The sequence below is a fragment of the Amycolatopsis sp. TRM77291 genome, from assembly GCF_054166285.1.
In genome coordinates this window covers 2,312,402-2,326,452 of record NZ_JBSZHF010000001.1, presented here as the reverse complement: position 1 = coordinate 2,326,452, position 14,051 = coordinate 2,312,402, and the positions used below count along the sequence as shown (strand labels likewise).

Annotated in this window: 14 protein-coding genes; 4 read left to right on the top strand and 10 right to left on the bottom strand. The window is 69.5% G+C overall.

Annotated elements, in window-relative coordinates:
* Position 1 precedes the first annotated feature (1 nt).
* Complete coding sequence (locus ACXIZN_RS10940; protein WP_457954078.1) at positions 2–919, bottom strand: AurF N-oxygenase family protein; 918 nt, start codon at positions 917–919, stop codon at positions 2–4.
* A 108-nt stretch (positions 920–1,027) separates the two neighbouring features.
* On the opposite strand from ACXIZN_RS10940, the gene ACXIZN_RS10935 reads away from it, so the two are divergent.
* Positions 1,028–1,891, top strand: coding sequence for an alpha/beta fold hydrolase (locus ACXIZN_RS10935; RefSeq protein WP_457954077.1), 864 nt, complete (start codon positions 1,028–1,030; stop codon positions 1,889–1,891).
* On the opposite strand, the gene ACXIZN_RS10930 is transcribed toward ACXIZN_RS10935, so the two are convergent.
* Complete coding sequence (locus ACXIZN_RS10930) at positions 1,875–2,201, bottom strand: putative quinol monooxygenase (protein WP_457954075.1); 327 nt, start codon at positions 2,199–2,201, stop codon at positions 1,875–1,877. The genes ACXIZN_RS10935 and ACXIZN_RS10930 overlap by 17 nt on opposite strands.
* Positions 2,202–2,266: 65 nt before the next feature.
* Between ACXIZN_RS10930 and ACXIZN_RS10925 the strand changes: the two genes are divergently transcribed.
* Both ACXIZN_RS10925 and ACXIZN_RS10920 read left to right on the top strand, forming a co-directional pair.
* Entirely contained in the window at positions 2,267–3,466 is a 1,200-nt protein-coding gene (locus ACXIZN_RS10925) for a sensor histidine kinase (RefSeq protein ID WP_457954074.1), read from the top strand.
* The gene (locus ACXIZN_RS10920) at positions 3,454–4,101 is read left to right on the top strand and encodes a response regulator transcription factor (RefSeq protein WP_016334561.1); all 648 of its coding nucleotides are present in this window, start codon (positions 3,454–3,456) and stop codon (positions 4,099–4,101) included. Before ACXIZN_RS10925 ends, ACXIZN_RS10920 begins: the two co-directional genes overlap by 13 nt.
* Here ACXIZN_RS10920 and ACXIZN_RS10915 read toward each other — a convergent pair.
* Positions 4,080–4,544, bottom strand: a complete 465-nt coding sequence (locus tag ACXIZN_RS10915; protein WP_457954072.1) for a VOC family protein — start codon at positions 4,542–4,544, stop codon at positions 4,080–4,082. The genes ACXIZN_RS10920 and ACXIZN_RS10915 overlap by 22 nt on opposite strands.
* Positions 4,545–4,645: 101 nt before the next feature.
* Between ACXIZN_RS10915 and ACXIZN_RS10910 the strand changes: the two genes are divergently transcribed.
* Entirely contained in the window at positions 4,646–4,840 is a 195-nt protein-coding gene (locus tag ACXIZN_RS10910) for a hypothetical protein (RefSeq protein WP_457954070.1), read from the top strand.
* Here the strand turns inward: ACXIZN_RS10910 and ACXIZN_RS10905 are convergent.
* The 7 genes from ACXIZN_RS10905 to ACXIZN_RS10875 form a co-directional block, all read right to left on the bottom strand.
* On the bottom strand, positions 4,809–5,723 hold the full coding sequence (locus tag ACXIZN_RS10905) for a serine hydrolase (protein ID WP_457954068.1): 915 nt from the start codon (positions 5,721–5,723) through the stop codon (positions 4,809–4,811). The genes ACXIZN_RS10910 and ACXIZN_RS10905 overlap by 32 nt on opposite strands.
* A gap of 257 nt (positions 5,724–5,980) precedes the next feature.
* Positions 5,981–7,249 carry an MFS transporter gene (locus ACXIZN_RS10900; protein WP_457954066.1) on the bottom strand — a complete coding sequence of 423 codons (1,269 nt, stop codon included), beginning with the start codon at positions 7,247–7,249 and terminating at the stop codon, positions 5,981–5,983.
* A 141-nt stretch (positions 7,250–7,390) separates the two neighbouring features.
* Entirely contained in the window at positions 7,391–9,061 is a 1,671-nt protein-coding gene (locus ACXIZN_RS10895; protein WP_457954064.1) for a PucR family transcriptional regulator, read from the bottom strand.
* A 76-nt stretch (positions 9,062–9,137) separates the two neighbouring features.
* Positions 9,138–10,244: an o-succinylbenzoate synthase gene (menC, locus tag ACXIZN_RS10890; protein ID WP_457954063.1), complete on the bottom strand. Its 1,107-nt coding sequence runs from the start codon at positions 10,242–10,244 to the stop codon at positions 9,138–9,140.
* Entirely contained in the window at positions 10,241–11,125 is an 885-nt protein-coding gene (locus ACXIZN_RS10885; RefSeq protein WP_457954061.1) for a GNAT family N-acetyltransferase, read from the bottom strand. Before ACXIZN_RS10885 ends, menC begins: the two co-directional genes overlap by 4 nt.
* A 31-nt stretch (positions 11,126–11,156) precedes the next feature.
* Positions 11,157–12,299, bottom strand: a complete 1,143-nt coding sequence (locus ACXIZN_RS10880) for a M20 family metallopeptidase (protein WP_457954060.1) — start codon at positions 12,297–12,299, stop codon at positions 11,157–11,159.
* Complete coding sequence (locus ACXIZN_RS10875; RefSeq protein ID WP_457954059.1) at positions 12,296–13,771, bottom strand: amidohydrolase family protein; 1,476 nt, start codon at positions 13,769–13,771, stop codon at positions 12,296–12,298. The genes ACXIZN_RS10880 and ACXIZN_RS10875 overlap by 4 nt, the downstream gene beginning before the upstream one ends.
* Positions 13,772–14,051 lie beyond the last annotated feature (280 nt).

Sequence of the window (14,051 nt, the reverse complement as noted above, 5' to 3'; positions counted from 1 at the left end):
GTCAGATCAGGTTCGCCCGCTTGTAGAACACCAGTGCGGGGCGGGTGAGCAGACCGCACGAGCCGAGGAACTCCATCAGGCCCGCACAGCTCGACCGCATCATCGCCTTGTGGTGCTCGTTGGCCTTCGCCTCACGCAGGGCGCGCTTCGTGTCGAGCCCAGCGTTCTTGTAGACGTCGCGGTTGATCATGCTGCTGACGATGAAGTACGACGCGATCGCGATGACCAGCGCGTTGATCCGGCGGCGCACGAAACCCGCGCCCTCCAGCTGTTCCCGCGTCTCTTCACGGGCGAACTTCATGTGCCGCGACTCTTCGACCACGTGGATGTTGTTGATGGTGCGCACGAACGGGACCACGCGCTCGTCACGCATCCAGTCGCGCTGCATCACGTCGAGGACCTCTTCGGCCACGAGGATGGCCGCGTACGCCGCTTCGCCGGTGGCCGTCGCCTTGAAGATCCGGCCGAGTTCGACGGCGAGCCTGCGCGGGCGGTACGGGGGCGCGCCGAGCTTCTCGGCGCCGCGGGCGAACATGATCGAGTGACGGCATTCGTCGGCGATCTCGGTGAGCGCCCACTGGAACGCCGGGTCGGTCGGGTCCTTGGCGTAGAAATCCCGGAGCACCATCTGCTGCAGGATCATCTCGAACCAGATGCCGGTGCTCGCGACCGAAGCGGCTTCCTGGCGCGTGAGCTCCTTCTGCTGCTCCGTGCTCATCTCGGCCCAGTAACTCGTGCCGTAGAGCGTGCTCCACTCCGGGCTGGCGCCGTGGAAGTTCTTGTCCAGCGGCGTCTCCCAGTCCACCTCGGTGGCGGGGTCGTAGGACAGCATCGCGGACGAATCGAGGAGCCGCTGCGCGGTCTCGTGGCGGCCTGCCCCGGCCGTTGCCGCGGTGCGTGGCACATCGGTGCTGGTCATACGGACCTCCCTGACGACGTCGACAGAGTGCGCGGCTACCTGTTACCGCGATTCACTGTTACTCAAGGTAACATATAGGAGCAGTCCACGAAAGAAGGGGAACCGCCCATGACCGCACCCCGCCGCATCGCCACCTTCGACCACGACGGACTCATCTTCGACGTGCGGGACACCGGCCCAATCGACGGCACCCTCGTCGTCCTGCTGCACGGTTTCCCGCAGACCGGTGCCTCCTGGACAGAGACCGCCACCCTGCTCCACCAGCGGGGATACCGCACGATCGTGCCCGACCAGCGCGGCTACTCACCTCGCGCGCGCCCACGAGGCCGCTACGCCTACCGGTCCGGCCGTCTCGTGGCCGACACCGTCGCCCTCATCGAGACCCTCGGCGCCGGGCCGGTCCACCTCGTCGGACACGACTGGGGGGCCGTCGCCGCCTGGTCGACGGCGGCACGACGACCGGACCTGGTCAGTTCGCTGACCACCGTTTCGGTCCCGCATCCCGGAGCGTTCCTCCGCGCGATGCTCACCAGCGACCAGCTCGTCCGGTCGTACTACATGTTCCTGTTCCAGTTCCCCTGGCTGCCGGAATTCGTCCTCCGGCGCCGGCCACGCGTACTGGACCGCACGCTGACCGGCACCGGGATGACGCCCGCCCAGGTCGAGCAGGTCCGCCGGGACATCGTCCACGGCGGAGCCCTCACCGGCGGGCTGAACTGGTACCGCGCGATGCCCTTCCAGCACCCGGGCGCCCTTCGCACCCGGGTCACCGTGCCGACCACGCACGTCTGGAGCGATGGCGACACCGCGCTTTCCCGGCGAAGTGCCGAACTCGCCGGCCAGTACGTCGACGCCGCCTACCGGCTCGAAATCCTGACCGGCGTCAGCCACTGGGTCCCCGAGGAAGCGGCCACGGCACTCGCCGCGATCATCGACCGCACCGCCACGGGCACCGCTAGTCGACCGGCGTGACCTCGGCCATCTCCGACCACGCGTCGCCGTCGAGGTTCTGGTAGTTGATCCGCGGTTTCTCCGCGACGACGGTCGCCATGAACGGGAAGAACTCCTGGGCGTGCCGCGTGGCGACGTGCGCGTCGCCCGCGGCGCTGTCGGCGAAGACCTCGACCAGGACGAACTCGTTCTCGTCACCGGCGTTCTGGTAGTAGTCGAACGAGATGTTCCCGGGTTCGCTGCGCACCTGCTGCGTGTAGCGCTCGATACCCGCCAGCCATTCGGCACGCTTCTCGGGACGGATCCGTGCTTTGAGGACGATGAGGATCATGGTCCGAGTATCGCAAAGCGGGCCTTCGCGCGCTCCGCTCCGAGGCCGGATGAAAGACTGTCCCGGTGATCACGCGGCTCAAGTCCTGTTGGTCCGCGATCCGGTACCTGGCGGTCGGCGCGGCCTCCTCCATGATCGCCTGGTTCGTCCTCGTCGGCATGCTGTTCGTGCTGCTGATGTGCCCGTTCGGCGTCGGGATCCCGGCGTTGCCGATCGCGCTCCAGCTGATCCGCCGTCCGGTCAACTTCGAACGCCGCCGGGCCGCCCGCCTGCTGGATGAGCCGATCCCCGAGCCGTACCGGTCCGGCAACCCGGTGACCGATCCGGCGTCTCGCCGCGACCTGGGCTGGCTCCTCTTCCACGGCGCCACCGGTTTCGTCGTCGGCATCTTCGCCATCGCCCTGCCGCTCGGCGGGCTCCGGCAGATCGTCACGGCGTTCATCTGGCCGATGGTGCCCGGCGGGGTGGAAAGCTCGCTCGGGTTCATGGTCACGTCGTGGCCCATGGCGGCGCTCAGCGCGATCACCGGTGTCGGCATGGTCGCGCTGATCTTCCTGTACCCCCGCGTGGCTCGATGGCAGGCCTTCGTCGCGCGCAGGCTGCTCGCACCCGCTCCCGGCGTGGTGCTGACCGACCGCGTCGTCGAACTGGCCGCGTCGCGTGCCGCCGCGCTGGAGGCGCACGGCGCCGAACTCCGCCGCCTCGAACGAGACCTGCACGACGGGACGCAGGCGAGGATCGCCGCGGTGGTCCTGCAGCTGGGGATCGCCGATTCGCTGTTCGACAAGGACCCTCAGCGGGCCCGGGAGCTGCTCGGCAAGGCGCAGGACACCGCGACCGGAGCGCTGGCCGAACTCCGGACCGTCGTGCGCAGCATCCACCCGCCGTTGCTGTCCGACCGCGGTCTCGACGGCGCCGTCACCGCGCTGGCCGATCGCTGCCCGGTGCCGTGCAGCGTGGACGTGCGCGGCCGCAGCCGCCGTCCCGCCGCCGTCGAAGCGGCCGCCTACTTCGTGGTCGCCGAGATGCTGGCCAACATCACCAAGCATTCCGGCGCCGAACACGCCTGGATCACCCTCGACGGCACCGCCGACACCCTGCTCATCGAGATCCGCGACGACGGCCACGGCGGCGCGGACGAAGCCGCGGGCAGTGGTCTGTCCGGGATCCGCAAACGGGCCGAGGCGTTCGACGGGACCTTGAAACTGTCCAGCCCCGCCGGTGGGCCGACCGTACTGAAAGTGGAGTTGCCATGCGGGTCGTGATCGTCGAGGACGACGCGCTGCTGCGCGAAGGCCTGGTGATGCTGCTGAACACCTCGGGCATCGACGTCGCCGCGGCGGTGGACGACGTGGAAGAGTTCCTCGAACTGGTCGCCAAGGATCGGCCCGACGCGGTGATCACCGACGTCCGGCTGCCGCCGACCCACACCGACGAAGGCCTCCGGGCCGCGGTCAAAGCACGGAAGATGTACCCCGGGCTGCCCGTGCTCGTGCTGTCCGCGCACGTCGAAACCGGCTACGCGGCGGAACTCCTCGCCGACGGCAAGGGCGCCGTCGGGTATCTGCTCAAGGAGCGGGTCGGGAAGGTGGAGAAGTTCCTCGACGCGCTGGACCGCGTCGTCAAGGGCGGGACGGCCATGGACCCCGAGGTCATCACCCAGCTGATGGCGCACCGCCGGGCGACCGACCCGCTCGAAGGACTGACCGCGCGGGAGCGCGAAGTGCTCGGGCTGATGGCGGAGGGCTACAACAACACGACCATCGCCGAACTGCTCGTGGTGAGCGACGGCGCGGTGCACAAGCACATCCGGAACATCTTCGCGAAACTCGGGCTGCCGGAGGACAGCGGGCACCGGCGGGTCCTGGCGGTGCTGGCCTACCTGGGCGGCAAGGGCTGAGGTCGTCGGAGTTCTTCCGCCAGCCCGACGACGATGCCCTCGGGACCCCGGACGTAGCAGAGCCGATAGATGTCCTCGTACCGTTCCACCGCGCCCACGAGTTCCGCGCCGTGGCCACGCAGGCGGTGGACGACGTCCTCGATGTCGTCCACCGCGAACATGATACGGCGGATCCCCAGCGTGTTCGCCGGAGCGTCCTTCGGTTCGGGCGTGATGGCCTTGGGCCGATGGAACTTCGCCAGCTCGATCCGGCCGGGACCGTCCGGGACCCGCAGCATCGCGACGTCCTGGCGGACGTCTTCGAGCCCGACCACCCGTTCCGCCCCCGGCCAATCGAGTGGCCCCTTGCCCTCCAGTTCCATTCCCAGTTCGACGAAGAACGCGATGACCGCGTCAAGGTCTTCGACGACGATGAGCACGTTGTCCATCCGCTGGATCGCCACGCTGGGTCTCCTTCGCTCGGCGCGGTGGTAGCGCCAGCACCACCTCGCGACGGGGGCCACTCCCCTGTTCGCCCGCGCTGCCCGACCGTAGCGTCTTTCTCATGAACGACACCGAAAAGTCCGGCGGCGCACTGGTCGCCGCCTCCCTCTGGCTCGTCCTCCTCGTCAGCGCGGCCACCAACGCGATCGGCCAGTTCGTCGGGATGGACTGGACCTTACGCATGATCGCCGGCGGCATCGCGATCGTGTGCATCGTGCTGCTGATCATTCGCCATCTGGCTCGCCGGAAAGCCTGAGCCATTCGACGGCCCGCGCCGCGGCGAACCCGATGAACGCGTCCCGCTCCGGCACCCGGGACCGTGCGTCGACGGCGTCGGTGAAGACTCCGACCGCGTAACGGCCGCCATCGGGATATTCGACCACGCCGACCTCGTTGCGCACCGACGGAAGCGTCCCGGTCTTGCCGCTGACGCGGATCCCGTCGTCCGGGAATCCGGAGCGGAGCCGGTGCGGCCACACCTGGAGTTCCATCCAGCGCCGGACGTCCGCGCACGCGGACGGCGACGCGGCCTCGTCACGCCAGATCATCCCGAGCAACCGGGTGATCTCCTCGGCCGTCGTGGCACAGGTGTGCTCCGGCTGGAGCGCACGCAACGCCGCGATGCGCTCCATCGGGAGCTCGGTCAGCACCTTTTCGTCGTCCTCGTAGGAGATCCCGAGGTCGTCGCCGATACCGCGGAGCACCTCCCCGCAGTCCTGTGCCACGGTGGTGTACTCGAAACCGAGGCCGCGCAACGTCTTCTCCGTCGCTTCCTTGCCGACGCGGTCGAGGATCAGGTCGGTGGCGACGTTGTCACTGATCCCGATCATCAGGATCGCGAGGTCGTACCAGGACATCGAGATCTCGTGCCGGAAGGTGGCGAGGCCGTACGGGCTCGGCGTGGGGTGTCCGGGTGGGACGGTGACCCGCTCGCCGAGGTCGAGCCCGCCCTCGGCGCCCTGCTTCGCCAGTTCCAGCGCGATCGGGACCTTGAAGACCGACGCCGTGACGACGGGGGCGTGCTCGTCGACGCCGATCCGCCGGGTGCCGTCGATTTCGGCCGCGTGCAACCGGACGCGGACACCGGCCTCCTTCGCTCGTTCGGTGATCGTTTCGACGACTTCGGACTCGGTGGGCATGGGACTCCTGTCTGTTCGAGGCGAGGTGGGCAGGGGGCGCGCCGTGGGGGGGGGGGGGGGGGGGGGGGGGGGGGGGGGGGGNCCGGCCTCCTTCGCTCGTTCGGTGATCGTTTCGACGACTTCGGACTCGGTGGGCATGGGACTCCTGTCTGTTCGAGGCGAGGTGGGCAGGGGGCGCGCCGTGTCGCGAAAGCCACTTTCGGGACGTCAGGTGTCCCGAAAGTGGCTTTCGCGACACGCGTCGAGCTACCGATCACTCATGAGGACGAGCTGGATTTCGCTGGAGCGAAGGAGAACTGCCCTGGGTTCTGCGGCACCCAGAACGCCATCACGGCGGTGAGGAACGTGGTACCGATGAGGAATCCGAACGCGGCCGTGTAGGAGAAGGTGTCGGCGAGCCACCCCATCGCGACCGGGGCGACAGCGCCCGCCACCTGGCCGCCGAAGTTCATCACTCCCATGCCGATCCCGGTGACCGCGGTGGGGAGAACCCGCAGCGGCAGGCCGAAGACGGCCATCGTCGCCATACCGAACACCGCGAGGGCGAGCGTCTCGTAGAGGGTGAACTCCGCGGTGCTGTCCGCGTTCACCATCAACGTCAGCAGCACCACGGTCACCAGCGAGATCGAGCCGAGGTACCAGCGGCCGTGATCGTGGAAGTACCGGTCGAACAGCCAGCCGCCGAGAATGGTCGTGCCGATGCTGACCAGCATCGGGATCGCGGCCAGGATCCCGGTCTGGCTCAACGACAGACCCCTCGACTCCAGCAGGTAGCTGGGCACCCAGGTGATCATCCCGTAGTTGAGCATGTTGGTGACGCAGAACAGCAGGGTGAACTTCCAGATCACCGGCGACTTCAGGACCTGTTTCCGGGACACCTCGGGGGTTTTGACCTCGTCGCGCGGGAGGCTGCTCAGCCTTTCGGGCAGTGCCTTGGGCAGGATCGTCCACACGGCCACGCCGATGAGCGCGCCGACCCCGGCCATCCAGAAGAACGTGTGCCGCCAGCCGACCGCCATCAGCAGCGGGCCGACGATCAGCGGCGCCAGGCCGGCGCCGATACCGCCCGCCGACAGCATCACGCCGGTCACCGTCGCGCGATTGCCGGGGGTGGTCCGTTCGGCGATCGCCTTGAACGACGCCGCCGGGAAGAGTCCTTGGCACACACCGAAAAGGCCACGGACGACGAGCAGCATGCCGAAGGTGCCCGCCATCCCGGTCATCGCGGTGAACGCCGACCAGAGCAGCAGCGTGACCAGCATCGGCCCGCGTGAACCGTACCGGTCGGCGAGGAAACCCGCCGGGATCTGGCAGACCATGTACACCAGCGCGAACACGGTGACGAGCCAGCCTTGTTCGGTCTTGCTGAGCTCGAATTCGGCGCCGATCATCGGCAGCGCCATCCCGATCGAGAACCGGTCGATGTAGTCGACCGCCCACGCGCACACCATCACCACCATCGTGATGAGCGCCGTCCGGTTGATCCGCCGTGCTGTCCAGGTGTCCTCGTTGACCACTGCCGTCATGGCGCCTCCGCGGGATCTTCGGGAGAGGAAGGGAGAACGGCGCGAGCGTGGCGCCGATCACTCATTCTGAAACGCGGTCGCCGGACGGAGTTCGTGCGATCACACGAACATCGGCCGTCCTTTCGGGACGGGAGACCAAGGTCAGTCTTCGGCGCCCGGCGGCCCGGTCCGCGCGTCACGTGGCAGCAGCCGCAATTGCAGCATCGCGGCGAACCGCTCCCCCGCGTCGTCGAGGTCGATCTCGCCGACTTCGGCGAGGCGCCGCAGCCGGTAGCGGAAGGTGTTCGGATGGACGTAGGCCGACGCGGACGCGGCACCGATGTCACCGAAGGCGTCGAGCCAGCACCGAAGGGTGTGCACCAGTTGTGACTGGTGCTGGGCGTCGTAGGCGAGCAACCGCGCGACCGGTCCGGTCGCGACGTCCCCTCTGGCCGCGGCGAGGTCGGCCAGCTCCAGCATGAGCGCGTCGACGTGGACGTCTTCGGCGGTCGCGACGCGTTTGGCGCCACCGTTGGTGAGGAGCACGCGCAACGCCCGGTCCGCGCCGTCGCGGGAGGCGTGGAGTCCGGACGCGTCGAGCGCCAGCGGTCCGATGCCGATCGCGGCGGCCGCCCGGCGGCCCGTGCGCTCCAGGAAGGTCGACGCGACCCGCACCGAACGCTCCTGGCAGTCGGTCTGACCGCCGGGCATCGGGAGGATGCCGTAAGCGACGTCGCCGACCAGCGCGACGGCCGAACGAGGCTGGACGGCGCTCAGGTGCATGGCCAGCGCGTCTGCGACCCGCTGACGGTCCGCGACCAGCCGGAGATCGTCCTCGGGGTCGGGTGCGCCGAGCAGGCCCATCGCGAGCACGATCGACGGCTGGCCGAGCAATCCGAGCCGGGCGATGGCCTCCGGCGCACCGGAGCCTCCTTCGAGTGCCGTGCTCACCAGATCCGCGCGCAGCCGCCGTTCGACGTCGGCGCCCGCGCGCAACCGGAGCAGGTGCAACGCGACGAGTTTGGCGGCGTCGATCAAGGCCTGCGTGCGCTCCGCGCTGAGCGGTTCCCGGACCGCCGCCCAGATCGAGCCGAGTACCTCGTCGCCGGCGCGGACGGCGAGCGCGACGCGGGGAAGCGCGATGGCGTTGTCGTCGTACCGCTGGGGATCGACGTACACGGGCGCGTGGTCCCGGTACAGCTTTTCGAAGACGCCGTCCTGTTCGAGGCCGCGGGCGAACCGCTCCGGCACCTGCCTGCCGAGGATGGTTTCCACCCGCGACGGGTCCGCTTCGTCCTGGCGCCCGGAGAACGCGAGAATCCGGTTGTTGCGATCCTCGATGGTGACCGGCGCGTCGATGAGCGCGGCGATCGCGTTGGCCAGCGCGAACAGATCACCCGAAGGCATTCCGCCGAGGGTTTGCGGCGAGACCTCGCCGACGTCCTCTTCGGCGAGCAAGGTCCTCAGCATGGCGGCGAGCTGCGCCCAGGACGCGCCGCGCGCGAGCCCGAGCAGGGCGACGCCGGACGACTCCGCGGCTCGCCGGAGTTCCGGCGCCGGGGTGACGGGAGACCGGACGACGAGCGCCGCCGCTCCTCGCGCACCCACGTCGTGCAAGAGGCGGACGACCTCGTCCCGGTCCCGCACCCCGACGCCGAGCACGACGGCCCCGCCAGGGATTTCGGATTCGTCGTGCGGATCGTGGATGACCACCCCGCCGAGCTGCTTGCGGGTGGTCCGGCCGACCACGACCGGCTCCAGGAGCACGTCCCCGAGGTCTTCGAGGACGCGTCCCAAGCTCGTGTGCGGCTTGCTGGGCACCGGTGTCAGCACCCCCCGAAGTTAAACCCGGCCTCGCCGAACCGACTGGTCCGATCCGACCAAATCTAGCCTCGGATTTCGTAGTCCGCTACGAACCGATCCACGCTTTCTCCATGGTGACCTCGTCCAGAAGATCGGGAATCGGAGTCACCCCGAGTCCCGGTCCGGTCGGCACCGGCAGGTGCCCGGCGTCGAGCACGAACGGTTCGGTGATGTCGGTGCGGTAGAACCGGCCGGACGCCGAGGTGTCACCCGGCAGCGTGAACCCGGGCAGCGAGGCCAGCGCGACGTTGGCCGCCCGGCCGAGCCCGGTCTCGATCATCCCGCCGCACCACACCGCGACCCCGTGCGCCGCGCAGACGTCGTGCACCCGGCGGGCTTCGAGGTACCCGCCGACCCGGCCCGGTTTGATGTTGACGATCTGGCAGGCGCCGAGCTTGATCGCGTCCGCGGCGGCCTTGGCCGAGACGATCGACTCGTCGAGGCAGATCGGTGTCCGGATGCGTTTCGCCAGTTCGGCGTGGCCGAGCACGTCCTCCTCTTCGAGCGGCTGCTCGATCAGCAGCAGGTCGAACGGGTCGAGCCGGGACAGCAGCGGCGCGTCGCCCAGGGTGTACGCGGTGTTCGCGTCGACCTGCAGCAGCACGTCGTCACCGAAGCGCTCACGCACCCGGCGGACCGGCTCGACGTCCCAGCCGGGTTCGATCTTGAGCTTGATCCGGACGTAGCCCTCGTCGAGGTAGCCGCCGACGACGTCGAGCAGGTGCGGGATCGAGTCCATGATGCCGACCGACACCCCGCAGGCCACGGAGTCCCGGGTGGACCCCAGTTCGGCCGCGAAGGACCGTTCGTGCGCGCGGAGTTCGGCGTCGAGGACCGCCATCTCCAACGCGCCCTTCGCCATCCGGTGGCCTTTGAACTTCGCCAGCAACGGCGTCACCTTGTGCGCGGTGACGTCCTCGGCGGCCAGCAGAGCCGGGATGAGGTGGTGGCGCAGCACGTGCTCGGCGGCGTCGTTGTACTCCGACGAGTAGAGCGGCGCCTCCATCGCCACGCATTCGCCCCAGCCCTCGCCCGCCGGGGTCACCGCGCGGACGAGCAGCAGCTCCCGTTCGGCCTGCGTTCCGAACGACGTCCGGAACGGGGCCACGAGCGGCATCCGGACCCGGCGCAGTTCCACACCGCTGAGTTTCACGACTGCTCCTTGGAGATCACGTACCAGCCGGCACGATCGAAACCGGCGACCCGGGCGTTGTCCGCCATCAGTCCGCCGAGGACTTCGCGTAGGGCGGCGCGCCACGCGTTGCCGCGACCGGGATCGGTGCGGCGTAACCGTTCGATGTCGGGCGGGACGGCGACGAGGACGGTCGGCCCGTCGGTGGATCCGATGCTCGGGCCGCCGTCGGGGCCGACCGTGAGCGCCTTCGCCGCGCCCAGCGCTTCCGCGTCGATCAGGACCGGTTCGCCGAAGGCGGCGGCGCGGACCTCCGGGCTCCGGAGGTCCCAGCCGACCATCAGCCGGTCGGTGTCGCCCGAACCGTTGATGTCGTCCTCCATCGGACCGTAGAAGTCGCGTAGGTAACCGATCGGTCGCGCGCCGAGTTTGCCGAGGTTGAAGTAGGCGTTGCGCCGCACCAGCGGGTCGAACGTCCAGGTGATCACCGAAACGTCCTGCAGCAGTGCCCACCCGCGCTGGTGCAGTTTGAGCGCGTGCCCGATCCCGCGGCCCGCGCCCGCCTTGGCGACACCGGCGATATGGCTGTGCAGGCTCGCCTTTCCAGGGCTCCCGAAGAAACCGAAGCAGGCACCAAGCAGTTCACCGTTCGCGAACGCGCCCGCGACGTAGTTCCCGGCCGTGGACATCGCGCGGAGCAGTTCCGTGCTCACCGGTCTGCCGCCCGGCCCGGACCGCCAGATCGACTCGAACAGGCCGACCACCGCGGCCAGATCGGCGATTTCGGTCAGTTCGCGGATTTCGACGCCCGAAGCCACGGCCGCGGCCCGCGCGGCGGCGACAGCCTCGTCACGCACCACCGCCGGCGCCGGGCTGTCCGCGTTCGTAGCAAGATTCGTCACGGGGCAATCCTTTCCCGGCGCGTCGGCCGAGTCACCGTCGTGCCCTACCAGATTCGCCCGCGGGATTCGTCGCGCCGGACGGACCCCGCTTCGCGAGGACGTTCTCCACGAGCGCGGCCAGCAAAGCGGTCCGGCGCGGCAGTTCGGCCACGACGACGTGTTCGTGATCCGCGTGCGCCCCGCCACCGACGGCGCCAAGGCCGTCCAGGGTCGGGACCCCCATCCCGGCGGTGTAGTTGCCGTCCGAAGCACCACCGACCGACGCGGAGATCAGTTCTCCGAGACCCAGTTCCTCCGCCAGGTCCTGAGCCAGGGCGAACAATCCCGCCGACGAGCCCGCTTCGAGCGGCGGCCGGTTGATCCCGCCGGTCACCCGGACCTCGGCGTCCGCCAAGACCGGGCGAAGTTCCCGGATGGCCCGGTCGACACGGAGTTGTTCCGCCTCGTTCCAGACACGGACGTCCACGGCCACCCTCGCCGCGGCGGGAACGGTGTTGACCGTCGTACCCGCCGACACGACGGTGGGGGTCACGCTGGTCCCGGCATCGGGGTCGGCGAGCGCGGCCACCGCGAGAATCTGGTGGGAGATCTCGATTCCCGCGTTGACGCCTTTCTCCGGTTCGAGCCCGGCGTGCGCGGCGCGGCCGGTCACCTCCACCCGGTAGTGGGAAACGCCCTTACGGCGGCACTTCAGCGCGCCGCCGTCCGCCGAGGCCTCCAGCACGAAGGCCGCGTCGCACCCCGCGGCGGTCTCCTCGATCAGCGCGCGGGAGGACGGCGAGCCGATCTCCTCGTCGCCGGTGACCAGAATGGACAGTCCGTCGCGATCGGGCACGGTCGCGGCGGCGTGCAGAGCCATCACGACTCCCGCCTTCATGTCGAAGCATCCGGGTCCGCGCAACACTCCGTCCCGCACGGAAAACGGATGGGTCTCCAGAGAACCGTGCGGCCACACCGTGTCGTGGTGACCGAGCAGCAGGACACGCGGCGGTCCCGCGCCGAAGCTCCAGCGGAGATGGGTGACGCCGTCGACGACGATCCTCTCCGGATCCACGCCGAACAGTCTCCGGCCGAGTCCGGCCACCACTTCAGCGCTGCGGGCCACCGCTTCGTGGTCCGACGACGGCGATTCGCAGCGGACGAGCGTCTCGATGTCCGCGAGCAGGTCGCTCATCGCGGCTCACCCCGCAGCGGCTTGCCGGGGAAGGCGTCCGTACGCAGATTCCCGTCGGTGACGACCGGGACACCCGAGACGAACAGGTGCCGGACGCCGACGGAAGGCCTGGTCGAATCGAAGTAGGTGGCCGCGTCGGTGATCGCGTGCGGGTCGATCACGACGATGTCGGCGTCGGCACCGACGTTGAGCCGTCCCTTGGCCAGCGCCGCGGGGGCGACCTCGTCGAGTACCCGCGCGGGCAGGTAGGAGCAGCGCCGGAACGCCTCCAGCCAGGTCCAGGCCTTGCTCTCGCGCACCATCAGGCGCAGCGTCTTGGCGTAGGTCCCGGCCGTGCGCGGATGGGTCGCGCCGCCGGGCGGAAGCGGCCATTCGGTGCTCTCGCTGGTGCCGTTCTTCCAGTACACGGGCAGCGCGTCGCTGGCGACGATGGCGTCCGGGAACGCGAGCGCCTGCCGCAGGAGGCCGAGGTCGTGCGGGCTGCTCTCGTCGAGGAACTCCAGGATGCACGGCGCGCCGGGATCCTCGGCCCGCACCTGGAGCAAGCGGCCTTCGTCGGCGATGCGCTCCCCCGACTCCAGCATGATCACGCTGGACGGGGACAGCCCCTTCATCTTCAACCGCTCGGGCGAAAGGAAGGCGGCGCCGATCCCTGTACTGCCCGCCCCATACGGATAGGCCTCGACGGTCACCCGCGACCCGGCCGCCCGTCCCGCTTCGAGCGCCGCGAGCACCCGCTCGATCTGGTGGCCGGACGTGCTGTTCACGTGACAGTGGTGCATCGCGGCACCGGTCTCGGCCGCGACGATCGCGATCTCGGCCGAGCCGTCGATCGGTGTCTCCGGGTTCACCTCGACCAGTTCACGGACGTGCGTGTACGTCGGTGCCCCGGCCTCCTTCGCCAGCCGGGCCAGCGCGAGGAACTCGCCGGGGTCGGTGTCGGGCGCGTAGCCGAGCAACACGCCGACGCCGAGCGCGCCCGCGGCCAGTTCACCGTCCACAAGGGACAGCCAGGCGGCGAGCTCCGTCGGTGACGAAGACCGTTGCCACACCGGGTTCCCGAGCACGGCGAGGCCACTGTCGATATTCGCGTCCGGCTCGATTCCGGCGAGCACCTGCGCCCGCGCGGCACCCCAGGACGCGGAAAAACCGTAGTGCAGCGGGCGTCCCGCGGCCGCCGCTTCGGCGTAGGCCCGCTCGATCGGCATCAACCCGGCCTCGAGGTCGAGCGCGGTCGTCACCCCGTCCATCGCCTGGAGCCGCTGGCCGGCGATGGTGTGCACGTGGCTGTGCAGGTCGATGAAACCCGGCCCGACGACGAGCCCGGCGACGTCGATCTCCACGTCGCCGGGCTCCGCGGTCAGCCCCTCGCCGACGGCGGTGACCACCCCGTCGGATACCAGCACGTCGGCCGTGCCGTCGAACCCCGTCGCCGGATCGATGACACGACCGCCACGCAAGAGTGTCCGCATGCTTCGCCTCCTAGGATCGCCTCGTTCATGGCGACACTAGGAGGTTTCGGCGGGCGTCCGTTCGTACCGCGCGACGAATCCGGACCCCTCGATCCATCCGCCCGCACGAACCGTTCGCAAGTGACGAGGACGGTTCGGGCCGAGGGGGTCTCGGGTACCTACCGGCTTCCGGCCGCCCTGATCCCGGGCCCGGTCTGTGAGGGCCCGAGAGGTCTGGGGCCGGGGTCGCGAAAGCCACTTTCGAGACGTCTGATGTCTCGAAAGTGGCTTTCGCGACATG